Here is a 26,172-nt window from a genome sequence, read left to right on the forward strand (position 1 = left end):
CGGCCTGCCCGGCCCGGTGATGTGATGTGCACCACTCCCGGCCGGCGGTGGGCCTCTTGCCTCGTGGCGCGGCAGCGCCTAGCCTCACGAATACGTACCGACCAGTAGGTATGGCGTGGCACGCCGGCATCCAGCAAGCGACCGGCTTCCCGGCTGCTCGCGCCGCGCGCCGGATTCGCCCACCACAGCCGAGGAGTCGCGGAGATGAGCCGCACCAACCGTCAATTGCGCCTGGCCGCACGTCCCGTGGGACAGCCCCGCTCCACCGACTGGGAGCACGTCGAGGAGCCGGCCGGCGAGCCCGGCGACGGCGAACTGCTGGTGCAGGTGCTCTACCTGTCCATCGACCCTGCCATGCGCGGCTGGATGAACGCGGGCAAGTCGTACATCCGGCCGGTCGAGATCGGCGAGGTGATGCGCGCCGGTGCGGTCGGCCGGGTCATCGCCTCCCGGCACCCCGGGTTCTCGGTGGGGGACCATGTCTCGGGCTCGTTCGGTGTCCAGGAGTACTGCCTGACGGACGGGCGCGGCGTCACCAAGGTCGACCCGGACCTGGCACCGCTGCCCGTGCATCTCGGCACTCTTGGCATGTCGGGCATGACGGCCTACTTCGGCCTGCTCGACATCGGACGTCCGCAGCCCGGGCAGACCGTCGTGGTCTCCGGAGCGGCGGGTGCGGTCGGCAGTGTGGTCGGCCAGATCGCCAAGATCCTCGGCTGCCGGGTCATCGGCATCGCCGGCGGAGAGCTCAAGTGCCGCTCCGTGGTGGAGGATCTGGGATTCGACGCCGCGATCGACTACCAGACCGAGGATGTGCGCAAGGCCCTGCGCGAGCACGCCCCGGACGGTGTGGACGTCTACTTCGACAACGTCGGCGGCGACATCCTGGACGCGGTCCTGACCAGGCTGGCGCGCGGCGCCCGCATCGTCATCTGCGGCGCGATCTCCCAGTACAACAACACCGAGCCGGTCAAGGGACCGAGCAACTACATGTCGCTGCTCGTCAACCGCGCCTCCATGACGGGCATGGTGGTCTTCGACTACGCGGACCGGTACCACGAGGCCGTCGCCGAGCTGGCCGAGTGGCGGGCCACGGGCCGGCTGCGGTCGCTGGAGGACGTGGTGTCCGGCGGCGTCGCGGCATTCCCCGAGACCCTGCTGCGGCTGTTCCGCGGTGAGAACCTCGGAAAGCTGGTCCTCAAGGTCGCGGACGAGTAGAGCGATGGCAGCCATGGAACTCAAGGGCGCGGGTGTGGTCGTCACCGGGGCCGGATCGGGCATCGGCGCAGCGCTCGCCCGCCGGTTCGCCGCCGCGGGTGCCCGGCTCGTGGTCAACGACCTGGACGGCGCGGCGGCCGCCCGGGTGGCGGACGAGGTGGGCGGGCTCGCGGTGCCGGGCGACGCCGGCGCCGAGGAGAGCGTGGCCGCCCTGGTGGCGGCGGCACGTGCCCACCTCGGAGAGATCGACCTGTTCTGCGCGAATGCGGGCATCGAGCCCGGCGGCGGGGAGCACACCCCGGAGGAGGTGTGGGACCAGGTCTGGCAGGTGAACGTCATGGGTCATGTGCGTGCGGCCCGTCATCTGATCGGGCCCTGGCTGGAGCGGGGACGCGGCCACTTCCTGGCCACCGTCTCCGCGGCCGGCCTGCTCACCCACCTCGAATCGGCGTCGTACTCGGTCTCCAAGCACGGCGCCCTGGCCTTCGCCGAGTGGCTGTCCGCCACCCACGGGAACCAGGGTGTGACGGTCCAGGTCCTGTGCCCGATGGGCGTGCGCACCGAAATGTACGAGCGGACCGACGCAGCCGCCAAGGCGGTGCTCGGCGGCGCGGTCCTCGAACCCGGGCAGGTGGCGGACGAGGTCATGGAAGGCCTCGCGGACGGACGGTTCCTCATCCTTCCCCACCCGGAAGTACGGGACCACTACGCGTTCCGGGCCACCGACACCGACCGCTGGCTCCGCGGCATGCGGAGCCTGCGCCGGCGCATCGACGAGGCCGCCGACGGCTGATCCGGGGTCCGGCAAAAACCGGTGAGCGGGCCATGTCCTTGCACCCCTACGGTGGCGGTCCGTAGGGGTGCAAGGGCTTCGGGGTGCTTCGGGCGCGGGGAGAGGGCTACGTGAAGGCCGCGATGTTGCGGGCCGCCCAGTCCGCGAAGCTGTGGGGGGCGCGGCCCAGGATCCGCTCGACGTCGGGGCTCACCCGCTGTTCGGCGGGGGTCGGCTCGCCCAGGATGTCGAGGGTGCCGTCCACGACGGGCTCGGGCATGAACTGCAGCATGTGTGTCCGGGCGTCCTCGCGGGTCAGTTCGACGAAGAGCACCTCCGCCCCCAGTACGTCGCCGAGCGCCTTCGCCTGCCGGCGCGGGGAGAGGGCCGCGGGGCCGGTGAGCTCGTACGTCCGGCCGGTGTGACCGTCCTCGCGCAATGTCACGGCCGCCACCTCGGCGATGTCGGCGGGGTCGACGACCGGCAGGGCGACATCGCCGAACGGCGCGGCCACGGTGCGGGTGCCGCGGACCGCCTCGGCGTAGGCGTACGCGTTGGTGGCGAAGCCGCCCGGCCGCAGAATCGTCCACTCCAGGCCCGACTCCTTCACGGCTTCCTCGAAGGCGCGCAGTCGGGCGTGAGAGAGGCCGCCGGGACGCGTCCCGGCGGCCTGGGAGGAGAGCAGGACCACGCGGCGTACACCGCCGGCCTTCGCCGCGTCCAGGATGCCGGCCGGGCTCTCTCCGCCCATGAGGAGTTCACCCGCGATCAGGATGAACAGTGCGTCGGCTCCCTCGAGTACGGGGCGCAGGCTGTCGGAGTCGGCCAGGTCGGCCTGCCTGTAGTGCACGCCCTGCGGCGCTTCGCCCGCTGCGGGGCGCCGGGAGACGGCCGTGACCTGCTCGCCCGCTGCGGCCAGCGCCTGCACGAGCGGCCGGCCGACGTTTCCGGTTGCTCCGGTGACGACGATCATGAGTTCTCCCCTAACTGGTCGTGAGCATTCATGGTGTTAACTCCCGGCGCTGAACATGGCGTTGACGAGTCCAAGACCGGGCACCGCTGGTTGCCGGGTTCCGCGAACGTAACATCTCCTGGATAGTAGGTACCTAGAGGAAAGTGACTTCCCTGGAGGAGTTCTTATGGGCGACAAGGGCAGCATGGGCACTGCTACCGGTACGACTGCGGCGCCGCTCCCGTCACTGCAGGCCTGCCCGATCGGGCCGGTGGTCGACATCGTCTTCAGCCGCTGGACGACACCGATCCTGTGGACGCTCCACGAGTACGGCACACAGCGCTTCGTTCAACTGCAGCGCCGGATCGGCACGATCACGGCGAAGGTGCTGACCCAGCGGCTGCGGCAGATGGAACGGGACGGCCTGGTGCTGCGCACCTACCACCCCGAGGTTCCCCCCAGGGTGGAGTACGAGATCAGCGAACTCGGCCGCAGCCTGGCGCCGCTGTTCGCGACGCTCGCCGAGTGGTCCTCCGCCCATCTGGACAAGGTCCAGCAGGCGCGTCAGGAGTTCGACGAGGCGGAGGAGCGGGCTGCCCACGGCCGCCACCCGTAGGACACCGACTGCTGTCGGCGAACGACCAGGCCGCTCCCGCCTGTTGGGGAGGTCCCGGCTCTCACGCGGCGGGCGCCCCGGCGCAGGCGCAGCCGCTTGCACAGAGTGGCTACGTCCATGAGAACGGGCAGTAGATGTTCACGACTTAGGGAGGCGCTGGAGCCGCCTTCGGGATTCGGACCCGAGACCTACGCATTACGAGCCCGACAGGGGGTCGTGCCGGGTTGTGCTGCGCGGTCGTACCAGATCCCGTTTTCCCAGATCAGAGCACATGTCACGGTCCCACTGATCGCATCCCGTGTTGCACCGTCCAAAGGCGTCCGCGCTCCCCTTGCGCTCCCCGGCGTTGTCGAAGCAGTACGCCTGCCCGGACAGCCCCTTGCGAGCACCATACCGACGCGGTTTGTCGAGCCTGCTCAGGCGAGACGTGCTCAGGGCTCGCCGGTCAGATGCGGGTGAGGTCGGACAGGAGCGCCGGGAGCAGGCGTTCCTCCATGACCGTGCTGCCCGACTCCTGCATGGCACGGGCCAGTTCGGGGTCCCAGGGGCTGGCCGTGGGCGGTCCCGCGAGCGTTGTGGACTCGCCCTTGCCGAGTGCCGCCGTGTAGTCCGCGGCACTCATCCGCCAGGGGCGGGCACCGTGACGGGCCACGGCGTCCGCGGTGATGCGCAGGCCGGCCCAGTCGGAGTCGGCGCGCCAGTACAGCCGGGCTCCCGCGCGGACGGCGTCGCCGAGCAGTTTGTGGCAGGCGGCGGACGGGACGCCCTCGGTGCAGACGAGGGCCGCACCAGTGCCTTCGAGTTCGCCGGCCGCGGCGCGCAGTACGGCCGGGTTCTCGCAGACGAAGATGGTGCGGGCGGCGGGGACGACGGGGGCGGTGGCGAGCTGGTGGAGGGTGAGCCGGAAGGGGATGCCGAAGTCGGCGGCGTCGCGCAACCAGTCGCAGACCACCGTGTCGCCCTCCGCGCCGATGTTGAGGACGAGCACCTGGCTGGCGAGGTCGTCGGCGATGGCTCCGGCGCTCTCCCACAGGGCGCGCCGCCCGGCCCGCTCGCGCGGTACGACCGGACTGTCGCCGGTGCGCTGGGCGAGGGCGCGCAGGACGAGCTGTTCGAGCGGGGCGCCGGGAACGAGGGCCTTGGTGTCGCCGGTGGCCCACTCGGCGAGGGCCGGAAGCGGCAGGCCGTCACGGGTGCCCGGGTGCGCGGGGAGCCGGTCCTGGGAGCCGGGGCCGGGGAAGCGGTCCCGGTCGCCGGGGAGCCTTTCCAGGACACGTACCGCCGCGTCGAGAAGGGGTGCGTCCCCACGGCGTACGAGACGGGTGAGGGTGCCGTCGGCGGCGATCCGCTCCAGCCAGGCCTCGAACCATCCCTGCCCGGCGAGCCGGCTGGAGTGGGCGGACTTCAGGGCCTGTTCGCGGCGCGCTTCCTCGTCCGCCCGCTCGGCCGGCCGGTCACGCAGCGGGCCGTGCAGTCGGCCGAGGGTCGTCAGGAGGCCGGTGCCGAAACGGTCGTACAGATACCCGTCCAGCTCGCGCAGGGGTACGGCGAGACGCTTGGCGGTCTCGGGCCGGTAGCGGCCGGTGATGCCGATGACGGTGCGGCGTTCGGCCTCGCTGGGCGCCGCGAGCCCGATGTCACCGTCGAGCGCGCCGCCGGTGCGCTCCAGCCTGCGGCGGGCGGCGGCGAGCAGCCGTGTCCATCCCTCGCCCCGCAACTCGTCGTACTGCCGGTGCTCACGCGGCTCAGCTGACAACCGCGGCCTCCTCGGGCGTCGGGACGCGCCGGGTGCCCGGCGAGCCGAGGGCGGCGGTGAGGTCGCCGGTGCCGTCGGCGAGGAGCCGGTCGCCGTCCCAGACGAGCAGCAGCGCGGAGACGGTGTGGTCGACGGCGGTGTGCGCGAGGTCGTAGTGGGCCGCGGCGGACACGGATGCGTGGGCGGCCCACAGGTCGTACCCGGTCATGAACAGGTCGAGGTCGAACTGGGCCGCCAGCGACATGAGTTCGCCGCGCCCGGTGTCGTCCACACCCGCGAAGGCCTCGTCGAGGGCGAGCAGGCGCGGGGCGTGCGGATCGGCGGAGTTGAGCATGGCGTGCGCGGCGGCGAACAGAGGCAGGTGCAGCGACACGGACTGCTCACCTCCCGACAGGCGGCTGTGCCGGGCGCGGGTGAGCCGCTCCTCCGTCTTTCCCGACTCGCCGGGCCGTACCAGCTGGAACGCGAAATGCCGCCAGCGCCGGTAGTCGAGGACCTCGGCGAGCAACTCCCGGTAGGGCTGGTCGCGGTGGCGGGCGCGAGCGGTCTTGATCTGCGCGGCGAAGTGGACACGCACCCGGGCGAGACCGTCGGGGCCGAGGCGGGCGGCGTCGGCGTCGAGGAGGGCGCAGATGGCGCGCTGCTCGTCGTCGAGATGGTCGGCGAGCAGCCAGCTCACACCGACTGTCGTCCCCGAGGACATCTTCCGCTTGCGCATGTCGGTGTTCATCCGCCGGATCAGGTCACGGGCGTCGACGGTGCGGTCGTGGATCTGCTGGGCGAGCCGGGTGAGCAGGGCATCCTCCAGGATCCGCTGCTCGGACTCGGAGAGCAGCTCGGCCTGGTCACGGCGGTGGGAGGAGATCTTCTGGGCGAAGGCGGCGACGGGCAGTGCGCGGGTCTGACCGGGGTGCCGTTCTCGATAGCGGTCTCCGCGGCGGCCGGGATGTCCGTTCAGATGCTGGTCCCGCGCTTCGGCCGGAAGGTGCTGCAGGCGGGCGCCGCGATCATGGCCTCCGGTCTGCTGATCTACATATGGGAGGCCGGCCGCCGGACGAGGATGACCCCGTCGGAGCCGTCCCATTCGGGCCGGCCGTCCCGCCGACGGCGCCCGCGGCGGAATGATCGGCGGCGAGCCGCTCCAGCAGCCCCACCGCGTCCGAAGCGTGCAGCAGCACCTGGTAGTTGGCGCGCCCGCGGTCGAAGGCACGCAGCAGCCACAGGTATTCGTGGCGCTTCTCGGCGGCGGCGAAGTGAAACAGCCGCAGCCGGTCGTCGAGGGAGAACGCGTCGATGCCGAACGCGCCCTCGTCGACGGGGTCCGGGGCGTCGGCCCCCGTGGGGTCGGGCTCGTCACTCACGGATCTGGCGGCTTCCTTGGTGCGGCTGGACACGTGTTCGCCCGGCCGGACAGCCGGGGTTCCGCACCAGTCTGCCGCAGTCGCACCAGTGCGGGTAACCCGCTCTCCGGCCCGCACGCCCTGTGCTACTTTGCGCGCTTCTCGCGCCCCGCGGGGCGCGGTGGGCGGGCTCCCGATCCCTGGATCGGTCACCGGCCGCCGTAACGGGGACGACATTGGCGCGCCTGGCACCCGGTCCCAGTGGTCCATAGCGGCCGGACATCTGCCCCCGAGTGATCCGGCGGCCGACGAGTGACACGAAAGGGGAGCGGACTGCCCCTCACACGGGCATGACCTGCACGTCGTACTGCGGGATCCACTTGTCCCTCGTCATCAGGGTCATCCCTTCGATCTGTGCTTGAGCGACCAGTATCCGGTCGAAGGGGTCCCGGTGATGCGCCGGAAGCCGGCCTGCCCGTACCCCATGCCCGGCGGTGATGGGCAGGCCGGTGAACTGGCTGTCGCGAACCCGCTCGGCCAGGTCTTCCGGGCCTTCCAGTTTCCCGAGGGACTGTTTGATGGCGATCTCCCACGGTGACACGGCACTGACGTACACCGCGGGTTCGGTGTCGAGCAGATCCTTGGTCTCACCGGACAGCTCAGGCGAGTCGTCCAGCCACCAAAGGACCACGTGGGTGTCGAGCAACAGTCGCATCAGCGCATCCCGAAAGCGTCGGCGATGTCGTCGGGCAGTTCATCGAAGTCGTCGGGGATGTGGATCTGCCCCCGGAGCGAGCCCCGGCCGGTCCGCTTCACCTTGGGGCGCAGCGGCACCACCTTGGCCACCGGCTCCCCCGCCTTGCTGATCACGATCTCCTCACCGGTCGCGACCTGCTCCAGGATCCGCGAGAAGTGCGTCTTGGCTTCATGGACGTTGTACTGACGGGCTGCTTCCATGACTGCCTCACGATACGATCACCGGGTGGACTAAGTACTGGACTAAGGATAGCTCTCCGAGAGCCACGCCGCACCCATCACTCCCACCGCGGGCGATCGACCCCATGAGGGAGTCCTTGACCAGGCTGCTCACCGACGGCACCTGGCCGCAGGTGCGGGAAGTGGGGACTGGCGGCCTCCTACGAACCGTCCCAGACTTCGCGAGGCCGTGAGATTCACCGTCGGGTGAGGGAAACCCGTGCCCCGCCGACGGAGGCCGACGACTGGTGGATCGCTCCCGTCGCCGCAGGGGACACACCTGCCCGTCGCCCATGGGGCGCCCAGTACGGCCGAAGCGACTGCCGTTGGTACCAGCAGGCCCGGCGAGCGCGTGGTGGCCTTCATCCGGGCCTCCCCGGCGCCGGGGTCAGGAACGCATCGCCGCGTACACCCCCAACCAGCCCGTCGCCGCCCCTGGTGGAGACAGCCGCCCCGCTGTTGCCCGCCGAGATGTCGGACGGGTCGTCGGGCGGCATGAGCAGGGTGGTTTCCTCGCCGTCGCCGATGTGAAGGGTGGTGGTCGCACCGTTCCACAGCCGGATCACCGAGCCCGGTGGAGCCGCCACCCCGACCCTGTCCTCCTGGTCTTCCCGAAGGTCCAGGCGGACGCCGGTCGCGCGCTCCGCGAGCAGGGCGTGGTAGCGGTCCGGGGTCAGGGCGCAGTCGCCCGGTAGGGTGGTGCCAGGCCAGTCGGGGGCGTCGATGCCGCGGGCACGGGCCGCGTGCCACATGCGCGGGACGAGGCGGGGCGCGTGCGGCGCGGTGGCCAGTCGACCGGAGCCCCGGTGGGGCCCGAGTGTGCGCCAGCGGATACGAAGCGCGAGGTCCCCGGCGACCACCGCCACCCACGGGTGGGCCGTAGCGATGGGTCCCTGAGCGCCGAGCCGGGCCAGATAGCGCCGGGCCTCCTCAGGATGCGGGTCATGGAGTCGACGGGGATGCCGAGGACATAGCCGGGTCGGCCACGGAAGAGGCGCGGGCGGCCCGCGACCAGCAGCAGGACCGCGCGAGCGAGGTCACCGACCTCGGGCTTCGGTTCGTCGTCGGGTGCGCCGGCCTCCATAGGCGCACCCGTTTCCGCACGCGCACCGGACTCCTCGTACGCACCGGTCTCCCCAGCCTCGTACTCCGCATCGCGCAGTACGCGCCGCAGCGCCGCACGTGCCCGGTCGGTGAACGGGGCCTGTTCGAGCGTCGGAAGACGTGTACCGAGCAGGGCCGCGAGCAACTGCTCTGCAGCGAAGGCGTTTTCGGGTACGGCGGCCTCGCGCACAGCTGCGGTCAGTTCGTCGGCGAGGGCGGCGTCGACCATGAAGCGGCTGGTCAGCCGGCCCAGCGCGGTCGGCTGCAGACGGCCCTTGCCCGAACTGCTGTCGCCCGTAGGGCCCTCGCCCGCAATGGCCCGCAAGCAGCCCGCCGTGGCGAGGAACCGGGCCGCCTCGTGCAGAGGCTCGACGCTGTCCTCGCCCTGGTGTGCGGCGAACGCTCCCGCCCACCGTCGCTCGGCCTCGTCCGGGGCGGTCAGCCGTTCCACGACAGGTGCACTACCTGTGCACCAATGCGCTCCCCTCGCGCACCCGTCGACAGCCACAACTAGAACAGGTATCACCTAAACCACGAAACAGCAGGTCAGGGTCATCTATTTGCTCGACCTCAGGGAACGCCCTCGCAATCAAACCCTGACCTACGCATCACGGCCGCGCAGGTCAACAGCCCTACTCGCGCCCGGACCAGACAGCACGAACCGCAAGAAACCCCAGGTCATAGGTGTGACCTGGGGTTGAAAAAGAGCCGCCTTCGGGATTCGAACCCGAGACCTACGCATTACGAGTCAGCACGTGATCATCCCGCTCTTGATCAACATGGCTTAATCCTCGGGAAAGATGCAGGTCAGGAAGGGTGCAGGTACCTGCTCCCGCTCGGTCTTGCTGCATCGTTCCTGATCCTTCCGTTCCCACCAGGCTCCCATCCGTTCCCGTGCTGCGGCCCCAAGACCGTGATGAACGGCAGTGTTGCTGGTTGGAGCGGTGAGCCAATCCGGGGAGCTTCGCACCGGCATCGAGATGAACGCGGGCTCGCTTCCCCTACGCCCGAGGTTGAGTCAGTGACCGTTTCGCAGGGCAGCCGCGCACCGGTAGCTTAGCGTGCGCATACGAGAGTTGTGGCGGGTGCCACAGGAGCCACGTTCGGAGCGGCGACGTCAATGTGCCTCGGAAGGGGACGGCTGCCCGCGAGGGCGCGGTGGGATCCCGGAGACGGGCGGGATGTACCGCGTGCCGATCGAGGGCGTCAGTGCCTGGACCATCGGCGACTTCAGCTACTCCGACCACTGACCAACTGTCGCGCCGAGAATGATTCGGTACGCGGTGAGGGTCCGACCGGCGTGTTCCGGTCGGACCCTCATCGCTGCTTTGGTGGCGGCTCGCGCCTGCCCGTCGGTCAGGCTGCCGCAGGGGCGCCGAGCATCGCGGAAGCCTCTTGCAACGGGTTGAGAACGCGCGTGGGCGCGGCGGCCGAGGGAAGGCCGCGGCAGGTGAAGCCGAGCTGGGTCATGGCTCGGAGGACTTCGCCGGCGCTGAAGTCGCGGCGGTCCTGGCGTGTGACGACCTGGCCGACCTGCTTGACGGGGTAGGTGCGGCGGCCGATGATCACGGACTCGCCGGAAGCCTGCTCGGGCTTGACGCCCTTCATCGACTCCAGGACGCCGCTCTTGGTGAGGTCGAATGGGAAGCGGGCGATGACACAGCGCATGATGCCTCACAGGAGTGGACCGAAGGGGGATGGTTCTGCCGCGGTTGAGGCGGTTCAGCGAGCAAGGGCGAGGACGCCCAGAGTGCTGCCGTGTTCGTCGACCACAGGCAGGGCATTGAGCCGGCTGTAACGCATCGCGTGCTCGGCTTCGGCCAGGGTGGTCAGGGGAGGGGGGAACGGCCCTCGGTCACCGAGGATGTCGCGCAGCTGGATCCGGTCCGTGTACGCGGAGCTGTCACGGGCCGCGGTGAGCTGGGCCTGGGTGAGAAGTCCGGTGCACAGGCCGTCGTTGTCGCAGACGATGAGGTGTCCGGTGCGGGCGCTGGCCATGACGGACAGGGCGACCTCGACAGTCATGTCGTCGCAGACCTGCGGTCCGCCGGTGTCCATGGCGTCGGCCGCCGTCCTGTGCACGGGGGTGGCACTCATCGAGTAGGGCTGCATCTGAACCAGCGTCAAAAGGTGCCTCCTGCAGTGGTGGGCGAGTTTCCTGATCACGAAGGTTCTAGGCCGCCGCGTCGAAGGAGGTCTGCCGCGCTGTCATGCGCCGGGCCGCCGAAGCGGGGCTGCGTCGGCCGCGTGAGAACGCGCTGCGCTGACGCCGCTCGACTACCGGCGCGGTGATCGTCACGGGGATGCCGGAGGGGGTCTGGGCGCCGGTGATCTGGCTGAGTGCCTCTCCGCCGGAGCGGACCTGGGTGGTCTGGGGCACGATGCCGGCCGCTGTCATGAGGCGGGTCATGTCCCGGCGCTGGTTGGGGGTGACCAGGGTGACGACGCTGCCGGACTCCCCGGCCCGCGCGGTACGGCCGCCGCGGTGGAGGTAGTCCTTGTGGTCGGTCGGCGGGTCGATATTGACGACGAGGTCGAGGTCGTCGACGTGGATGCCGCGGGCGGCGACGTTCGTGGCCACGAGCACGGTGACGTGTCCGGTCTTGAACTGGGCCAGGGTCCGGGTGCGTTGGGGCTGCGACTTGCCGCCGTGCAGGGCGGCGGCCCGCACCCCGCTGTTCAGCAGGTCTTGTGTCAGCCGGTCGACGGCGTGCTTGGTGTCCAGGAACATGATCACCCTGCCGTCGCGGGCCGCGATCTCGGTGGTCGTCCGGTGCTTGTCGGCGCCGTGGACGTGCAGCACGTGGTGCTCCATCGTGGTGACCGCGCCCGCGGACGGGTCGACGGAGTGGACGACGGGGTCGGTGAGGTAACGGCGGACCAGGCGGTCGACGTTGCGGTCGAGGGTGGCGGAGAACAGCATCCGCTGGCCCTCGGGGCGTACCTGGTCCAGGAGTGCGGTGACCTGGGGCATGAAGCCCATGTCGGCCATCTGGTCGGCCTCGTCCAGGACGGTGATCGCGACCTGATTGAGTCGGCAGTCGCCGCGGTCGATGAGGTCCTTGAGCCGGCCCGGCGTCGCGACGACGACCTCGGCGCCGCCCCGCAGCACATTGGCCTGCCTGCCGATCGACATTCCGCCGACGACGGTGGCAAGCCGCAGCTTCACCGAGCGGGCGTAGGGGGTGAGTGCGTCGGTCACCTGCTGGGCAAGCTCACGCGTCGGCACGAGGACCAGGGCCAGCGGCTGGCGGGGCTCGGCGCGCTGCCCGGCGGTGCGGGCCAGCAGGGCCAGGCCGAAGGCGAGGGTCTTGCCGGAGCCGGTGCGCCCGCGTCCCAGGGCGTCGCGGCCCGCGAGGGTGTTGGGCAGGGTCGCACCCTGGATCGGGAAGGGGACGCTCACGCCTTGCGCGGTCAGTGTGGCCAGCAGTTGGGCGGGCATGTCGAGGTCGGCGAACGCCTCGACCGCGGGCAGCGCCGGAGTGATCGTCTTCGGCAGGGCGAACTCGCCCTGAACCGCGGCGGGCCGCCGGCCGTGGCCGCCCGAGCGGACCGGAGCGCCGGAACGGGTCGGGGCGGGCGAGCCGAAGCGGGCGCCCCGCCTCGAACCGGCGCGGGACCCGAAAGCGGGGTCCTCGGTCCGGCGGGGGCGGGAGGAACGGCCGTTCGTACGTGTGGGGTTCATCGAGAACCTTCCTTGATACGGCGCGTATCAAGGAATTCCCGCAGCGAAAGAGCAGCGCGGGGAATCACAAGAACGAACCGAATGGAAATGCGAAAGAGGAATGTGGCTTGCAGTGAATCCGGTGCGGGATGCAAGCTATGAAATAGGTGACGTCATGTGGACGTGAAATCCCGGACGTCGACCGGTACACGGAAAGGCGCGTATCCCTGAGGATGGGGCTGCGGGCAGTGTCGTCCCCCAGGTGACACCGCTGTCGGAAACGTCCGTAGCTGGGGCCCGCACCCCGAGGGATGCGGGCCCCAGCTACGAAGTCCGCGTCAGCGTCAGGCGGGAACGATGTTCTCGGCCGTCGGGCCCTTCTGGCCCGTCGCGATGTCGAAGGTGACCTTCTGGCCTTCGAGCAGCTCGCGGAAGCCTTGGGCGGCGATGTTCGAGAAGTGGGCGAACACGTCGGCGCCCCCACCGTCCTGCTCGATGAAGCCGAAACCCTTGGCCGCGTTGAACCACTTCACTGTGCCTGACGCCATGCCATATCTCCTTTGGGGCAGTACGCCGGGACCCGCGATGTGCGGATACCGGGTCGCCGCGATGATGCCCCGTCCGGAAAAAGACCGGCAATACAAAAAGCTCCAGATTGCCGGGAAATTCCGGCGAAGGAGCTCGAAAGTTTTTGGGAACCACAACTGCAACTGAGATCGACAGTAGCATGAGGTAGCGGCCCATGTACGGTAAATAACTCCACTCCGTTGGTTGCCATAAAAAAACTCCCCGCACTGCGCGTTAAACCCTCATCTCGCGGTCATAGATATTGCCCCACCCGGACCGTAGCGTTTTCAGGAAAGGCGGGCGCTGCTCACGGCTCGGAGGGCACAACCGTTCCGGTGGCACCATCTCGCCCGGCGTCGGCCTGTAGCCGGTCTCGACACAGATCGGGGGCGCGGTCAGGAGATGCTCAGGAAGATGGCGATGTAGTGCGCGGTGAAGGCTGCCACGGTCAGCGCGTGGAACACCTCGTGAAAGCCGAACCAGCGGGGTGAGGGGTCGGGGCGCTGGAGGGCGTAGACGACTGCGCCCGCGCTGTAGAGGAGACCGCCGGCCACGATCAGGGTGAGTACGGCCGCTCCGCCGGTATGCAGGAAGTCGGGCAGGTAGCGCACCGGTGCCCACCCCAGGGCCAGGTAGCACGGGGTGTACAACCAGCGCGGAGCTCCGACCCACAGGACCCGGAACGCGATGCCGGCCAATGCGCCCGTCCATACGATCCACAGCAGCATGGACCTCTGGTCCGGCGGCAGGAGAAGCACAGCCAGGGGGGTGCAGGTGCCGGCGATGATCAGGGAAATGTTGGCGTGGTCCAGACGTCGCAGAAGAGCCTCTCCGAGCGGTCCCCAGGTGCCGCGGTGGTAGATGGCGCTCGTTGCGAACAGCAGCCAGGCGGTGACCGCGTACACGGCGCAGGCCCAAGTCGCCTGCGGGGTGCCGGCCAGGCAGATGAGTACGATGCCTGCGATCAGCGCGGTGGGGACCATTCCGGCATGGAGCCAGCCACGCAACCTCGGCTTGATCGGTTCTGCCAGGTCGGCCGCCTGCTCCACCAGAGCGGCAACCGAGTGACCCTTTTCTCCTGCATCGTCACATCGTGGCCCGGGGGCCAGCCCGACTTCGCGGTGTTCTCCACACTCTGAGGCGACGTGGCCACATTCGACCTCAGCGGCGTCACGGCACATGGCTTCGCGTTCTCCCCCGGACTCCTCGGCGTCACTGGCAATCATGCGCTCATGCTAAGAGACCTCACAGGACAGCCCTTTCGAGAGGCCGGCCTGAAATCCAGGCCCAAGTCGCCGGGCCTGGACTGTCTCTCCGCCGTGCGGACTCCGGTCCCCTTGGTCCCGCCGATGGGCCCCCGAGGCCGAGTAGACCGGCCGATCGTGGGAAAGATCAGGGCTTCCGAACGGGCACCACTGCTCGCCTACCCGCAAGGATCGCCGATGCTTCCTGAAGTCCGCCCCCACGTATCCGCCCCCCTCACAGACCAGTTGGAACACCAGTTGGGTCTGGCTCCAGACCTCGAAGCCAGCCATCTCGATGTGGAGCGCGTAGCCGGCATCGCAGTCGTCGCAGCTGCTCACTCCGGTGGCTACGCGGCCATCGGCCATCTCCTCGGGCTGCTGGCCGCGCTCCCTGCCCCCACCGCGGCAGGTGAGCGCTTCTGGTTGGAACTGTGGAGGTCCTCGGGCACCGCCTACCTGCTACCTGCCAACATGAAGGCTGAGGTGCTGCAATCCCTGGCAGGCGAAGGAACCGCCCTGGCCCGACAGATCCTCTCGGCTGTCGATGAGATGACCCCGCCCCAACGCGTCGCGGCCGGGGAGGTGATCGGTCAAGCCCTCGCCGAGTCCGATCATCTTCCCGACCTCAAGACACAGGTCATCGGAGAACTATGGCTCCGAGATCTCGAACTCACCGCCTGGCGCGTCCTGCACGCCGACGGCAGGTCGGACGATCCCGCTGGACGGAAAGCCTTCCTCGAAGCCTGGACGAGTGTCTGAACGTCTGTTCCGCCGTCCTGCGCGATGAAGCTGAAGCTCTTGTCCTCGTTGAACCACTTCACCGTTCCCGTAGCCATGTCTCATGCCTGCCAGCCGATGTACGCCTCCCGCAACGTGCGGGAGGCAGAGGTGATCGCCTTGGTTCCTGTGGCACGGCACAGCAGAACGCCCACGCCGTAGACGTTGGCGAAGGCGGGCGCGCTGCCTCAAGCCACGGGCGGTTTCGCTGATTCGGCGGTGCGGCGGTATTCGGCGTTGATGCGCTGGGCTTCTTCGAGCTGGTCTTCGAGGATGACGATGCGGCAGGCGGCCTCGATGGGGGTGCCCTGGTCGACGAGTTCGCGGGCGCGGGCGGCGATGCGCAGTTGGTAGCGGGAGTAGCGGCGGTGGCCGCCCTCGGAGCGCAGCGGGGTGATCAGGCGGGCTTCGCCGACGGCGCGGAGGAAGCCCTGGGTGGTGCCGAGCATCTCGGCGGCCCGGCCCATCGTGTAGGCGGGGTAGTCGTCGTCATCGAGACGGCCGAACGAGTCGTCTGCTGTCATTGCACCTCTCTGTGGAACGCGTGGAGGGGCCCTGGTGCCGTATGGCACCAGGGCCCCGAAGGAACTGCTACACCATCTGCCGGCCCTGGTACTGCGCCGGCCTTCTGTGTCCGCACGTCCACCCGGGAGAGGGCGGGGAATGCGGGGATCGCGGTTGCTTGACCGAAGACCACCTCACTATCGATGTCCTGCGGTACCCGGGCTCAAGACTTCCGCCCGGGCGATCCTGATGGCGCGGGGCTCCTCCGTTCTTCCCTCGGTGATCAACTGCTTACCAAGCGGGGGACTGCGTACTGCTGGTACTGCTCTACTGCGAACTGCTGGTGATGCGAACTACCCAGTGGCCTGCGACAGCGCCACTCTTCGGCAGCCAGCCCCGTCGCCCGTCCTGCGTCTGCTCTGGCTTAGAACCCCACTGCCGAACTTCCCGGTACGCGCGCCCGCAGCCGACGCCTTTACCGAGGTGCTGCTCACTGACTGCACTGCTGGGTACTGCGAACTGCACTTACTGGACTGCTACTGCGTGAACTGCGGTACTGCTCACGGCGGCCCCTGATCACTGCGGGCCACCCGGTCCGGTCGTCAGTCCCGTCGCCGCCCTGCAACAACCCTGGCTTCGGAACTCCACCACCGCACCGTCCTGCGAACTACAACTGCGGTTACTGCTGCCCGGCAGTTCGTCTCTGCCAGGCCCTGTGTCTCTCTGGGCTACGAGAGAAACCATAACCACACCACCACCCAATGTCTACTCCGGCCGACACAGATTTCCGCGTGTTCGACGGTGAGGTAATCGACCTCGAACAGCGACGAGGGCAGGCGCAAGGCCGTCACTGCCGACGGGCTAACGGGCCGCAGGCCGGGGCACAAGCCCGGGCAGACAGGACCGGGCATTGACGACAGAGACCAGGGTGACCTGATGGACACGATGAGCGTCAACGTCGCAACCGTCCGCTCCGCGACATCCGTCGCCGGCGCACGCGAGAGCGCCCGGGATTTCCCCGAAGGTCTCGTACATCCGATCGCCGCCGAGGCTGCCGACACCGTGGTCCTGGTCGTCTCGGAGCTCGTCACCAACGCCCTGCGCCATGGCGGCGGCACCTGCACCCTGGACCTGACCGCGCACCCGGACAGCATCGAGGTGGCCGTGCATGACCGCAGTCCGCAGGCGCCACGCACGCGCACCCCGACCTGAACGGCGGCACCGGAGGCTTCGGCTGGCCCATGGTCAACCGCCTCGCCCGCGCCACCGCGGTGACCCGCCGGCCATCCGGCGGCCATCCGGCGGCCATCCGGCGGCCATCCGGCGGCAAGACCGTAAGTGCCCTCCTCGCCCGATAGCGCCAAGGCGCCGGCGCCGACCGGGGTGATCTGTGGCCTCCCCAAGGTCAATCTCACCGATGACCGCTGTACCGACAGCCGTGACGGCTGCCTGTAGCGCCGGATTTCGTTCCGATGTTCCCATCCACTCCGCAGGGGTGACGGCCACTGTTCCGGGACCGGGCGCGGCGGGAAACTGCGGCGGTGTCGGGATTCACGAGGGATACGAAGGACTACGGCGACCGTCTCGTGTACGAGCCGCTGGAGAGCAAGTGGGGCCGCTACCACGCGACCCACTGCGGGTGCGGGCAGGACTGGCTCACCGTCCACCCCGTGCCCGCGGGCTTCACCGTGATCCCCCGGGGCAAGACCGGCTACTACGGCCTGGTGGGCCCCGGGCCATCCTGGGACCAGAAGTACCTGATGTCGGGGTTCGGGCTCCAGTTCGCCGGCGCCGGGTAACGGCACAAAGCCCTGTGCCTGGCGATTTCCTGCTCGTGGGTCATCCACGACCGCACTCGCACCGCATCCTTGTACTCGTCCTCGGTGAGCTGGACACCGAACTCCCAGAGCCTGGGCAGCATCTCCAGTTGGGCGGCCTCCTGGAGGTACTGCGCCTGGTTCCTCGCGTCCCCTCGGCGGCGAGTCGTACGGCCTCAAAGAGGTTGGCGTTTTGTCCGCGCTGCTGATGGAGTCCCCGGCGCCCATGACCTCGTCAACCGTCTTGCAGGCAGGGGCAGCGGCGCCACCGGCGCCCGTCGGCGGGACGGCGGAGGGGGGTTGGGCCGTGGGTCGTAGGGACCGCCAGTCCCGTAGTCACCACAGTGACGGCCAGAAGAGCGGCCAGCCCGAGCACAGCGCGCTGCCGACGGGAAACGGGCACGGACACCGGCGGCGTCCCGGGGATTCGGCGCCGCGCCCACCAGAACCGGCCGCCCCGGCGCCCACGACGGCGCTCGCGGTACCGGCCACGACGATGCGCAGCAAGGTGTCGCGTACGAAGGAAACCTCGAGGCCCATCGCACAGGGGCCGGGCACCAGAGCGAACACGTCCCAGCAGCCGCCCAGCACGGCGCCGCCGAAGAGGGCCACCGTCGCCAGCAAACACATCCGCAACGAACTCCGATAACTCACCCCGGAGCCGTTCCACCTACCCGAGCTTCATACCGACCACCATGCCCCCGACCAGGCAAGATCGGCAGAGGAAACGAAGCACTAGGCCAGGTGCCTGCTGAACCAGTCCGTGGCCAGCTCGGTGACCGATTCCAGGGTGCCGGGTTCCTCGAAGAGATGAGTGGCACCGGGGACGATGGCCAGCTGACGCTCGCAGCTCAGGCGCGCCGCGGCCTGCCGGTTGAGGTCCAGCACCAGGTGGTCGCGGCCCCCGACGATGAGCAGCGTCGGAGCCGTCACCTCCGGCAGCCTGGGGCCGGCCAGGTCCGGCCTGCCTCCGCGGGAGACGACTGCCGTGACGTCCGCTGCGGGCTCCGCCGCGGCCCACAGCGCGGCGGCGGCGCCTGTGCTGGCACCGAAGTAGCCGAACTCCATGCCCTGGGTGTCGGGCTGCTCACGCAGCCATTCGGTCGCCTGGGTCAGGCGGCGGGCTAGCAGCGCCGTGTCGAACACGTTGTCCCGGTTCACCGCCTCGGCCTCGGTGAGCAGATCGAACAGAAGGGTGCCCAGACCGGCGCGGTTCAGCCCGGTGGCGACGAAGCGGTTGCGCGGGCTCTTCCTGCTGCTGCCGCTGCCGTGGGCGAAGAGGACGACCCCGGGGGCACCGCGGGGCACCGTGAGCCGCCCGTCGAGCGCAGCGCGTCCGGCCGGTATCCGGACCGACCTGTCATAGGGCAGGGAATCGTGCTCCGAAGAGGCGCTGCCCGCGGCCGGCGGCGCGTCGGACGTGGCGTGCGCCACGCGGTTGTGCTCCAGGCAGGCGATGACCTCCTCGTCGCTCGTATGCCCGAAGTCCGCGTAGAACTCACCGATCGCGTGGAACTGCCGGGGGGTGTGCAGACAGACGCCTTCGTCCGCCTCGCCTCCGAGGCGGGCCGACCAGTCGTGCGGCGCCACGGGAACCGCCAGCACGATCCGCGACGCGCCGCGGGCGCGCGCAATCCGGCAGGCCGCCAGTGCCGTGGAGCCGGTCGCCAGACCGTCGTCCACCACCAGAACCGTCCGTCCCTCGTACCGGGCCGGCTGCCGCTCGCCCCGATAGCGGCGGGCGCGCTGCTCCAGGACGCCGCGCTCGTGTTCCTCCACCGCCGCCAGATCACGGTCCGTCACACCCATGCCCCGCACCACCGGTTCATTGACGACGCGCACGCCTTCCTCGCCGATGGCGCCCATGGCCAGCTCCGGCTGGAAGGGCACCCCCAGCTTGCGTACGAGGCAGACGTCGAGCGGAGCGCCCAGGGCCTCTGCGATCTGCGCAGCGACCGGGACGCCGCCGCGGGGAAGTCCCACGACCACCAGGTCTTGGCCCTTGAGGTGGTTCAGCCGGGCGGCGAGTCGCCGGCCCGCGTCGGTTCGGTCTGTGAAGTACATGGTCGCCTCCCGGGTGAGGTGAGGCCCTCGAGTCCCGACTGCCCGTTGTGCGCGCCGGGCGGCCGTTGCTGCCAGATCTCGCCGATGCCACCGGGCTTAACGGCGCCTTCACCGCTGCGCTGCGTCGGCTTCGGCCTCGCGAAACCCAGATCATCGGCCAGCGCAAACGTGCCACTCGGAGCGAAACGGCACATAAACGAATAGACATCGCATCCAATGTTCCCAGAGTGTTCCCATCAGGCACACAAAAGGCCCTCCGCGATCTCTCGCGAAGGGCCTTGGAGCCTCTGACCTGGGCTTTTACGAGCCGCCTTCGGGATTCGAACCCGAGACCTACGCATTACGAGTGCGTTGCTCTGGCCAACTGAGCTAAGGCGGCATGCTACAGACAGAACGTCCTCGCGAGGACGTTCTCACCAGCAGCGGCGCCAAGTCTACAGGGTTCTTCCGGGTGCCCCGCACCACCTCCCGGGGGCACCCGATCAGGCTGTCAGCAGCGCTTGCCGTCCGCCGGGGGCTTGCCCTCCAGGAGGAAGGTGTTGATCGCCGTGTCGATGCAGTCGCTGCCACGGCCGTACGCCGTGTGGCCGTCGCCGTCGTACGTCAGCAGCGTCCCTGACGACAGTTGCTCCGCCAGGCTCTGCGCCCACTTGTACGGCGTGGCCGGGTCCCGGGTGGTGCCGACGACCACAATCGGCGCGGCGCCCTTCGCCTCGATGCGGTGGGGCTTGCCGGTGGCCGGGACGGGCCAGTAGCCGCAGTTCAGGGAGGCCCAGGCGAAGCTCTGGCCGAACACCGGGGAAGCCTTCTCGAACTCCTTCACGGCGGACTGCACACCGTCGGGTGCGGTGAAGGCCGGCGGAAGGTCCAGGCAGTTCACGGCCGCATTGGCGGACATCAGGTTCGCGTACGAGCCGTCGGATTCACGTTCGTAGTAGGTGTCGGCCATCGCGAGCAGCGGCGCACCGTCCCCCGCCTGGGCACTGTTCAGGGCCTCGCGCAGCTGCGGCCACAGTGACTCGTCGTACATCGCCGTGAACACCCCCGTGGTGGCCAGCGCCTCCCCGAGCATGCGGCCTCCGCCCGCCGGAACGGGCTTCTCGTCAAGCTTCTTGAAGAAGTCCTTGAGGCGGGTGGAGGCGTCGTCGACCGACTTGTTGCCCAGCGGGCAGTCCGGCTGCTCGATGCAGTCGGCGGCGAAGGAGCGGAACGCGGTCTCGAAACCGGCGGTCTGGTCACGGTTCACCTCGCGCGCCGCGAGGGCCGGGTCCATCGCGCCGTCGAGGACGAGGCGGCCTGCCCGGTCCGGGAACAGCTCGGCGTAGGTAGCGCCGAGGAAGGTGCCGTACGAGGCCCCCACGTACGACAGCTTCTCGTCACCCAGCACGCCACGCAGGACGTCCATGTCACGGGCGGCCTCGATGGTCGAGACATGGGGCAGGACCTTGCCGGAACGCTTCTTGCAGCCCGCGGCGAACTTCTTGTACGCCTCTGCCAGACGCTTCTGCTCGGTGGTGTCGTCAGGGGTCTGGTCGGTCTGCGTATAGGTGTCCATCTCCTTGCCGGTGAGGCATTCCACCGGTTCGCTGCGGGCGACACCGCGCGGGTCGATGGCCACCATGTCGTACTGGGCGCGGACCGGGGCGGGGTAGCCGATGCCCGCGTACGCCTGGAGATAGCCGATGGCGGAACCGCCGGGGCCGCCCGGGTTGACGAGGAGCGAGCCGAGGCGCTTGCCGGGTCCCGTGGCCTTCTTGCGGGCCACCGCCAGATCGATGGTCTCGCCCGCCGACTCGGCGTAGTCCAGCGGAGCCTTCATCGTGGCGCACTCGAAGCCGGGGACACCGCACGCCCGCCACTTCAGCTTCTGCGTGTAGTACGGCTCGAGCGCGGGGGACGCGCCGGCGGGAGAAGCGGACGCCCCGGAGTCTCCTCCGGAGACCCGGGGCGACGAGCTTTCGCCCGTGCAGCCGGAGGCGAGCAGGCCGACCGTGGCCAGCGCGATGGCAGTGGTGCGCAACAGGCGCCTGGTGTCCATCTCCCGGAGCGTAACGGCAACGGGGCGCCAATGCCCATTTGTCATCGTACGGGTGATCCCGTAATTCGCCCGAGTGCCGCCGGCGCACGCCGTCAGCCGGCGCGCAGCGCCATCGTCATGGCCTCGACCGCGAGCAGTTGCGCCACATTGCTCTCCAGAGCCTGGCGGCACTCGACCACGGCTTCTATCCGGCGCAGCGTGCTCTCCGGGGTGGAGGCGCGGGCGATGCGGTCGAGGGAGTCCCGTACGTCACTGTTGGCGAGCTCGACGCTGGAGCCCAGCTGGAGGGCCAGCACGTCGCGGTAGAACCCGGTCAGGTCGCTGAGGGCAAGATCGAGGCTGTCCCGCTGCGTACGCGTCTTGCGGCGCTTCTGCTTGTCCTCCAGTTCCTTCATCGCGCCGGCCGTCCCGCGCGGCATCCGCCCGCCGGCCGACGCGCCGAGCGCCGCCTTGAGGTCGTCGGTCTCCTTGGCGTCGATCTCCTCCGCGACCTGGTTGGCGTCCTCGGCCGCGGCGTCGATCAGCTCCTGGGCGGCCTTGAGGCAGCCGCCGATGTCGTCGACGCGCAGCGGCAGCTTCAGGACTGCGGCACGGCGGGCGCGGGCCCGCTCGTCGGTCGCAAGCCGACGGGCACGGCCGATGTGCCCCTGGGTGGCACGGGCCGCGGAGGCGGCGACGTCGGGCTCGATGCCGTCGCGCCGCATCAGCACGTCGGCCACGGCGGCGACCGAGGGCGTACGCAGGGTGAGGTGGCGGCAGCGGGAACGGATGGTGGGCAGCACGTCCTCCAGGGACGGCGCGCACAGGAGCCAGACCGTGCGGGGCGCGGGCTCCTCCACCGCCTTCAGCAGGACGTTGCCCGCGCCCTCGGTGAGACGGTCCGCGTCCTCCATGATGATCACCTGCCAGCGGCCGCCGGCCGGCGAGAGCTGTGCCCGGCGCACGAGGTCACGGGTCTGTCCGACGCCGATGGAGAGCAGGTCCGTACGGATCACCTGGACGTCGGCGTGGGTGCCGACGAGCGTGGTGTGGCAGCCGTCGCAGAACCCGCAGCCGGGGACGCCGCCGAGGGCCCGGTCGGGGCTGGTGCACTGCAGCGCGGCGGCGAACGCACGAGCGGCGGTGGCGCGGCCGGAGCCGGGTGGCCCGGTGAACAGCCAGGCGTGCGTCATCTTCGACGCGGTGGGGGCGGGCTTCGAGGTGCCGTCCTGGCGGGACTCCGCCGTGACGCGGGTATCGGCATCGCGCGCTGCGGCGGAGAGCTGCTCCTGGACACGCTCCTGGCCGACCATGTCGTCCCATACGGCCATGTGCCGTCACCGCCCTTCCGTACCGCGGTCTCCCATTGTGGGGGAGGGGACCGACAGTCATGTGCGGGGCGGGTGGGTTCGGGCCTTCTCCCCCGCCCCGGGACTCATCTGGCGGGGAGGGGCGGCCCCGCACCCCGCGATACGCCGGCTTCGCGGCGCGGGAGGAGTTCCCGGGCGTGCCGCCGGCCGTGCACCGACGCAACCGTGCCTCCGAAAGTCGACGGCCTGGCCCCGGTCAGGACGTCCGGCCGCCCCCGGGCGGCAAGGCACCAGCGGCCCCGCCCTGACGGCAGGGCGGGGCCGGGGAACAGCGACCGCGTTCAGCAGCGCCCCGCAGGGACGTCAGCGGCGGCGGCCCCCACGGTCGTCCTCGTCGCCTTCCGTGCGCGGTCCGAGGAGTTCGTCCGCCAGGGTGGGGAGGTCGTCCAGGGGGGTTTCCTCCGCCCAGTCCGAGCGGCGGCGGGGGCGGCCGGTGTCCGGGGCGACCTGGGGGAGTTCACGGGTGCTGTCGTTCGGGGGCTCGTCCCGGAAGATCCCCGGCGGAACCCGGTCCGCAGGGTTGTCGCCGGGCGCGGCGCCGTCCCGGACCGGGGGCAGGACCGCGGTCTCGTCGGCCGCGGCGGGTGCACCGGAGTCCCGGACCGGCGGGAGCACGGTCGTCTCGGCCTCGTCCGGGACCTTGGGGAGCACCGTCGTCTCGGCGACGCTCGGCGCCGGCACCTCCTGGGTCACCTCGTCCGGCGTGACGACCGGCGTCGGAACCGTGATCTCTGTCGCGGACGCCGGGGTCGCCGCAGACGCCGCCTCGGCGGCCCTGCGCGCCTCCTCCGCCCTCAGCAGCGCCTCCTCCGCCTTGCGCTGCTTCTCCAGGCGGCGCTCCTCCGCCTCGGCCCGCAGCCGGGCCTCCTCCTCCGCCTGCCTGCGGCGGCGGTCTTCTTCCTCACGGCGGGCCTTCTCCTCGGCCTCGCGCCGGCGGCGTTCCTCGTCGGCGCGCAGGCGCGCCTCCTCCGCCCGCCGCCTGGCCTCCTCCGCCTGCCGTTCGGCCTCGCGCTGCCGGGCCTCCTCCAGCTCGCGGCGCTTGCGCTCCTCCTCCTCGGCACGCAGCCTGGCCAGTTGCTCCTGGCGCTCGCGCTCCAGGCGCTCCTCCTCCGCCTTGCGCGCGGCCTCTTCCTCGGCCTTGCGGCGGGCTGCCTCCTCGGCAGCCTTGCGCGCCTCTTCCCGGGCCGTGATCTCGGCCTCGGACAGGGGCAGCAGCTGGTCGAGCCGGTGCCGTACGACGGTGGCGACCGCCTCCGGCTCCTGGCCGGCGTCGACCACCAGATAGCGGCCGGGGTCACCCGCGGCCAGCGTCAGGAACCCGGCGCGTACCCGCTGGTGGAACTCCACAGGCTCGGACTCGAGCCGGTCCGGCGCCTCGGTGAAGCGCTCGCGCGCAGTCTCGGGGGAGACGTCGAGCAGCACGGTCAGGTTCGGTACGAGTCCGTCCGTCGCCCACCGCGAGATACGGGCGATCTCGGTCGGCGACAGATCACGGCCCGCCCCCTGGTAGGCGACCGAGGAGTCGATGTAACGGTCGGAGATGACGATCGCGCCGCGCTCGAGGGCCGGGCGGACCAGCGAGTCGACGTGCTCGGCGCGGTCGGCGGCGTACAGCAGCGCCTCGGCGCGGTTGGACAGTCCGGCGGACGAGACGTCGAGCAGGATCGAGCGCAGCCGCTTGCCGACCGGCGTCGCGCCCGGCTCGCGGGTGACGACCACCTCGTGGCCCTTGGCGCGGATCCACTCGGCGAGCAGTTCGACCTGGGTGGACTTGCCGGCGCCGTCGCCGCCTTCGAGGGCGATGAAGAAACCGTTCGTCGCGGGCGCCTGCTCGGGGTCCGCGCCGCGCCGCAGGGCGTCGCCGAGGTCGCGGCGCAGCGGCACACCCGCCCGGTCGTCCGTCTTCGCGAGGACGATCACCGCGACGGGCAGCAGCAGCGCGCCGACGAGCATCAGCGTGAACGCGGCGCCGCCGTGGGCGAAGACGAAGTCTCCGGAGGCCAGCCGGTGCGGTCCGATCGCCGCGGACAGCAGCGGGGCGGCGAGGGCGGCGAGCGCGATGGCCACGCGTACGACCGCCTGGAGGTGGTCGGTGATCCGGGCCCGCCGGAAGTCCTCGGTCTCCTGGTCGATGAGGATGTGCCCGGTGTTCGCGGCGACCCCGGCGCTGAGACCCGCGAGCGCCGCGAGGAACAGCACGGTGGCGGTGTCCGGCACGAGCCCCATCGCCAGCAGCGCGATGCCGGTGACGGCAACGGCGAGAGGGAGCAGCCGGCGCCGGGAGAGCGCCGGCAGCACGGACCTGCCGCTGCGGATACCGAGCCCGGTGCCGCCGATCAGCGCGAGGATCAGCAGGGCGAAGGCCGCGGGGCCGGCGCCGAGGTCCACGACGTGGAGAACCGCGACAGCCGCGGCGGACGCGATTGCGCCCGTGACGGCGGCGCAGGCGATGACGAACAGAGGTATGGCGCCGGTGCGCCCCTTGTCCAGGCCGTTCCCGGTGGCGGGCCGGCGCAGCCCTTCGAGCGGCGAACGCGGCCGGGGCGTCTGCCCGCCCGGCAGCTCCAGGAAGTACAGCGTCGACACGGACGCGGCGAACAGACCGGCCGCGAGATACGACCCGAGGGCCGCCTGATGCACCGAGAACCACTCGATGCCCGAGCCGAGCGCTTCGCCGACCAGAGTGGCGACCAGCAGCGCCACGGCGGCGACCGGGATCACGGCGAAGCTGGTGCGCAGCCACAGCCGGCGCAGCGCGCCGAGGTGGTCCGGGAGCGGCCTTACCGCAGCGCCCTCCGGCGGCGGCGCGGGCAGCAGCGCCGGGGCCGCGCCTTCGCGGGCCACGGTCCAAAAACGCTCGGCGACGCCCGTGACGAAGACGGTGACCAGCAGCATCGCCAGCGCCTTGTCGGGCATCCAGTCGATCCACAGAGGCGCGACGACGAGAAGGACCAGCCGCACACCGTCCGCGCCGATCATGGTCCAGCGCCGGTCGAGCGGCCCGTTCGGCGCCGTCAGCGTGGTCATCGGGCCGAGCAGTACGGCTCCGAACAACAGCGTCGCCAGCACCCGTGCGCCGAAGACCGCCGCCACGGCGAACGCCGCCCCGCGGTATCCGTCGCCGAACGAGCCCGCCGCCACCGCCGCCTGGAGCGACAGCAGCAGGAGCACAAGTACGGCGAGTGCGTCGCCGACACCGCCGACCACCTGGGCGTTCCACAGCCGCCTCAGCGGCGGGTGGCGCAGCAGGGCGCGAACGGCACGTTCACGTGAGTCTGCGGCAAGGGCATCGGAGTCTGAAGCAGTCTCTGAAGCGGTACCCATGACCGCCTGCTGCTCGGCTGGCTGCTCGGCTCGCGTCATCCGCCCAGCCTATCCGGAGCCACTCGCTCCCCGGAGGCCTGTCCGAACATAC

At 70.3% G+C, this 26,172-nt stretch carries 24 protein-coding genes, 1 tRNA gene and 2 pseudogenes; 7 read left to right on the forward strand and 20 right to left on the reverse strand.

Going from position 1 to position 26,172, the window contains the following annotated elements; all coding sequences use genetic code 11:
• Positions 1–204: 204 nt before the first annotated feature.
• A complete protein-coding gene (locus OHS70_RS16485) occupies positions 205–1,218 on the forward strand; it encodes an NADP-dependent oxidoreductase (RefSeq protein ID WP_328398175.1) in 1,014 nt (337 codons plus the stop codon).
• Between the two features lie 4 nt (positions 1,219–1,222).
• Positions 1,223–2,011 carry an SDR family NAD(P)-dependent oxidoreductase gene (locus OHS70_RS16490; RefSeq protein ID WP_328398177.1) on the forward strand — a complete coding sequence of 263 codons (789 nt, stop codon included), beginning with the start codon at positions 1,223–1,225 and terminating at the stop codon, positions 2,009–2,011.
• 106 nt (positions 2,012–2,117) lie between these two features.
• Here the strand turns inward: OHS70_RS16490 and OHS70_RS16495 are convergent, their stop codons facing one another.
• The gene (locus OHS70_RS16495) at positions 2,118–2,963 is read right to left on the reverse strand and encodes an SDR family oxidoreductase (RefSeq protein ID WP_328398179.1); all 846 of its coding nucleotides are present in this window, start codon (positions 2,961–2,963) and stop codon (positions 2,118–2,120) included.
• Positions 2,964–3,147: 184 nt separating this feature from the next.
• On the opposite strand from OHS70_RS16495, the gene OHS70_RS16500 reads away from it, so the two are divergent.
• Complete coding sequence (locus tag OHS70_RS16500) at positions 3,148–3,558, forward strand: winged helix-turn-helix transcriptional regulator (RefSeq protein ID WP_328405668.1); 411 nt, start codon at positions 3,148–3,150, stop codon at positions 3,556–3,558.
• A 445-nt stretch (positions 3,559–4,003) separates the two neighbouring features.
• On the opposite strand, the gene OHS70_RS16505 is transcribed toward OHS70_RS16500, so the two are convergent.
• Both OHS70_RS16505 and OHS70_RS16510 read right to left on the reverse strand, forming a co-directional pair.
• A complete protein-coding gene (locus OHS70_RS16505) occupies positions 4,004–5,314 on the reverse strand; it encodes a TIGR02679 domain-containing protein (protein WP_328398181.1) in 1,311 nt (436 codons plus the stop codon).
• Complete coding sequence (locus OHS70_RS16510; RefSeq protein ID WP_328398183.1) at positions 5,304–6,044, reverse strand: SbcC/MukB-like Walker B domain-containing protein; 741 nt, start codon at positions 6,042–6,044, stop codon at positions 5,304–5,306. Before OHS70_RS16510 ends, OHS70_RS16505 begins: the two co-directional genes overlap by 11 nt.
• A 162-nt stretch (positions 6,045–6,206) precedes the next feature.
• On the opposite strand from OHS70_RS16510, the pseudogene OHS70_RS16515 reads away from it, so the two are divergent.
• Positions 6,207–6,365: pseudogene (locus OHS70_RS16515) on the forward strand (MFS transporter); the annotation flags it as partial.
• Here the strand turns inward: OHS70_RS16515 and OHS70_RS16520 are convergent.
• The 10 genes from OHS70_RS16520 to trhA form a co-directional block, all read right to left on the reverse strand.
• Positions 6,322–6,675 (reverse strand): hypothetical protein, encoded by a 354-nt coding sequence (locus OHS70_RS16520; protein ID WP_328406201.1) that lies wholly within the window; start codon positions 6,673–6,675, stop codon positions 6,322–6,324. The pseudogene OHS70_RS16515 and the gene OHS70_RS16520 sit on opposite strands and share 44 nt — an antisense overlap.
• A gap of 319 nt (positions 6,676–6,994) precedes the next feature.
• A complete protein-coding gene (locus OHS70_RS16525) occupies positions 6,995–7,369 on the reverse strand; it encodes a type II toxin-antitoxin system VapC family toxin (protein WP_328398185.1) in 375 nt (124 codons plus the stop codon).
• On the reverse strand, positions 7,369–7,611 hold the full coding sequence (locus OHS70_RS16530) for a type II toxin-antitoxin system Phd/YefM family antitoxin (protein ID WP_062030294.1): 243 nt from the start codon (positions 7,609–7,611) through the stop codon (positions 7,369–7,371). The genes OHS70_RS16525 and OHS70_RS16530 overlap by 1 nt, the downstream gene beginning before the upstream one ends.
• A gap of 380 nt (positions 7,612–7,991) precedes the next feature.
• On the reverse strand, positions 7,992–8,216 hold the full coding sequence (locus OHS70_RS16535; protein ID WP_328398190.1) for a hypothetical protein: 225 nt from the start codon (positions 8,214–8,216) through the stop codon (positions 7,992–7,994).
• A gap of 86 nt (positions 8,217–8,302) precedes the next feature.
• Positions 8,303–9,184 carry a hypothetical protein gene (locus OHS70_RS16540; RefSeq protein WP_328398192.1) on the reverse strand — a complete coding sequence of 294 codons (882 nt, stop codon included), beginning with the start codon at positions 9,182–9,184 and terminating at the stop codon, positions 8,303–8,305.
• Between the two features lie 905 nt (positions 9,185–10,089).
• Complete coding sequence (locus tag OHS70_RS16545; protein WP_328398194.1) at positions 10,090–10,401, reverse strand: SCO5918 family protein; 312 nt, start codon at positions 10,399–10,401, stop codon at positions 10,090–10,092.
• 54 nt (positions 10,402–10,455) lie between these two features.
• Positions 10,456–10,860, reverse strand: a complete 405-nt coding sequence (locus OHS70_RS16550) for a CBS domain-containing protein (protein ID WP_328398196.1) — start codon at positions 10,858–10,860, stop codon at positions 10,456–10,458.
• A gap of 46 nt (positions 10,861–10,906) precedes the next feature.
• Positions 10,907–12,418, reverse strand: coding sequence for a DEAD/DEAH box helicase (locus tag OHS70_RS16555; RefSeq protein ID WP_328398198.1), 1,512 nt, complete (start codon positions 12,416–12,418; stop codon positions 10,907–10,909).
• A 323-nt stretch (positions 12,419–12,741) separates the two neighbouring features.
• Positions 12,742–12,945, reverse strand: coding sequence for a cold-shock protein (locus OHS70_RS16560; RefSeq protein ID WP_328398200.1), 204 nt, complete (start codon positions 12,943–12,945; stop codon positions 12,742–12,744).
• 414 nt (positions 12,946–13,359) lie between these two features.
• Positions 13,360–14,145, reverse strand: coding sequence for a PAQR family membrane homeostasis protein TrhA (gene trhA, locus OHS70_RS16565; protein ID WP_328405670.1), 786 nt, complete (start codon positions 14,143–14,145; stop codon positions 13,360–13,362).
• A gap of 261 nt (positions 14,146–14,406) precedes the next feature.
• On the opposite strand from trhA, the gene OHS70_RS16570 reads away from it, so the two are divergent.
• The gene (locus tag OHS70_RS16570; protein WP_328398202.1) at positions 14,407–14,967 is read left to right on the forward strand and encodes a hypothetical protein; all 561 of its coding nucleotides are present in this window, start codon (positions 14,407–14,409) and stop codon (positions 14,965–14,967) included.
• A 206-nt stretch (positions 14,968–15,173) separates the two neighbouring features.
• On the opposite strand, the gene OHS70_RS16580 is transcribed toward OHS70_RS16570, so the two are convergent.
• A complete protein-coding gene (locus OHS70_RS16580) occupies positions 15,174–15,509 on the reverse strand; it encodes a MerR family transcriptional regulator (protein ID WP_328398204.1) in 336 nt (111 codons plus the stop codon).
• Positions 15,510–16,425: 916 nt separating this feature from the next.
• On the opposite strand from OHS70_RS16580, the pseudogene OHS70_RS16585 reads away from it, so the two are divergent.
• Together OHS70_RS16585 and OHS70_RS16590 are read left to right on the forward strand one after the other, a co-directional pair.
• A pseudogene (locus OHS70_RS16585) lies at positions 16,426–16,847 on the forward strand (ATP-binding protein).
• A 183-nt stretch (positions 16,848–17,030) separates the two neighbouring features.
• Positions 17,031–17,288 (forward strand): hypothetical protein, encoded by a 258-nt coding sequence (locus OHS70_RS16590; protein WP_328398206.1) that lies wholly within the window; start codon positions 17,031–17,033, stop codon positions 17,286–17,288.
• A 354-nt stretch (positions 17,289–17,642) separates the two neighbouring features.
• Here OHS70_RS16590 and OHS70_RS16595 read toward each other — a convergent pair whose 3' ends face one another.
• The 6 genes from OHS70_RS16595 to tmk form a co-directional block, all read right to left on the reverse strand.
• Positions 17,643–17,918, reverse strand: coding sequence for a hypothetical protein (locus OHS70_RS16595; RefSeq protein WP_328398208.1), 276 nt, complete (start codon positions 17,916–17,918; stop codon positions 17,643–17,645).
• 123 nt (positions 17,919–18,041) lie between these two features.
• Positions 18,042–19,370: a phosphoribosyltransferase family protein gene (locus OHS70_RS16600; RefSeq protein ID WP_328398209.1), complete on the reverse strand. Its 1,329-nt coding sequence runs from the start codon at positions 19,368–19,370 to the stop codon at positions 18,042–18,044.
• 305 nt (positions 19,371–19,675) lie between these two features.
• Positions 19,676–19,749 (reverse strand) — tRNA-Thr (locus OHS70_RS16605).
• Positions 19,750–19,860: 111 nt separating this feature from the next.
• Positions 19,861–21,408 carry an alpha/beta hydrolase gene (locus OHS70_RS16610; protein WP_328398212.1) on the reverse strand — a complete coding sequence of 516 codons (1,548 nt, stop codon included), beginning with the start codon at positions 21,406–21,408 and terminating at the stop codon, positions 19,861–19,863.
• Between the two features lie 92 nt (positions 21,409–21,500).
• Positions 21,501–22,718 (reverse strand): DNA polymerase III subunit delta', encoded by a 1,218-nt coding sequence (locus OHS70_RS16615; RefSeq protein WP_328398214.1) that lies wholly within the window; start codon positions 22,716–22,718, stop codon positions 21,501–21,503.
• Between the two features lie 342 nt (positions 22,719–23,060).
• Entirely contained in the window at positions 23,061–26,120 is a 3,060-nt protein-coding gene (tmk, locus tag OHS70_RS16620; RefSeq protein WP_328398216.1) for a dTMP kinase, read from the reverse strand.
• Positions 26,121–26,172 lie beyond the last annotated feature (52 nt).

This window comes from Streptomyces sp. NBC_00390, from assembly GCF_036057275.1.
Lineage (GTDB): Bacteria > Actinomycetota > Actinomycetes > Streptomycetales > Streptomycetaceae > Streptomyces.

Coding starts and splice junctions, on each gene's coding strand:
- OHS70_RS16485 (WP_328398175.1), top strand. CDS start 205: ATGAGCCGCACCAACCGTCAATTGCGCCTGGCCGCACGTCCCGTGGGA.
- OHS70_RS16490 (WP_328398177.1), top strand. CDS start 1,223: ATGGCAGCCATGGAACTCAAGGGCGCGGGTGTGGTCGTCACCGGGGCC.
- OHS70_RS16495 (WP_328398179.1), bottom strand. CDS start 2,963: ATGATCGTCGTCACCGGAGCAACCGGAAACGTCGGCCGGCCGCTCGTG.
- OHS70_RS16500 (WP_328405668.1), top strand. CDS start 3,148: ATGGGCACTGCTACCGGTACGACTGCGGCGCCGCTCCCGTCACTGCAG.
- OHS70_RS16510 (WP_328398183.1), bottom strand. CDS start 6,044: ATGAACACCGACATGCGCAAGCGGAAGATGTCCTCGGGGACGACAGTC.
- OHS70_RS16525 (WP_328398185.1), bottom strand. CDS start 7,369: ATGCGACTGTTGCTCGACACCCACGTGGTCCTTTGGTGGCTGGACGAC.
- OHS70_RS16530 (WP_062030294.1), bottom strand. CDS start 7,611: ATGGAAGCAGCCCGTCAGTACAACGTCCATGAAGCCAAGACGCACTTC.
- OHS70_RS16545 (WP_328398194.1), bottom strand. CDS start 10,401: ATGCGCTGTGTCATCGCCCGCTTCCCATTCGACCTCACCAAGAGCGGC.
- OHS70_RS16555 (WP_328398198.1), bottom strand. CDS start 12,418: ATGAACCCCACACGTACGAACGGCCGTTCCTCCCGCCCCCGCCGGACC.
- OHS70_RS16560 (WP_328398200.1), bottom strand. CDS start 12,945: ATGGCGTCAGGCACAGTGAAGTGGTTCAACGCGGCCAAGGGTTTCGGC.
- trhA (WP_328405670.1), bottom strand. CDS start 14,145: ATGTGCCGTGACGCCGCTGAGGTCGAATGTGGCCACGTCGCCTCAGAG.
- OHS70_RS16570 (WP_328398202.1), top strand. CDS start 14,407: ATGCTTCCTGAAGTCCGCCCCCACGTATCCGCCCCCCTCACAGACCAG.
- OHS70_RS16580 (WP_328398204.1), bottom strand. CDS start 15,509: ATGACAGCAGACGACTCGTTCGGCCGTCTCGATGACGACGACTACCCC.
- OHS70_RS16600 (WP_328398209.1), bottom strand. CDS start 19,370: ATGTACTTCACAGACCGAACCGACGCGGGCCGGCGACTCGCCGCCCGG.
- OHS70_RS16610 (WP_328398212.1), bottom strand. CDS start 21,408: ATGGACACCAGGCGCCTGTTGCGCACCACTGCCATCGCGCTGGCCACG.
- OHS70_RS16615 (WP_328398214.1), bottom strand. CDS start 22,718: ATGGCCGTATGGGACGACATGGTCGGCCAGGAGCGTGTCCAGGAGCAG.
- tmk (WP_328398216.1), bottom strand. CDS start 26,120: ATGACGCGAGCCGAGCAGCCAGCCGAGCAGCAGGCGGTCATGGGTACC.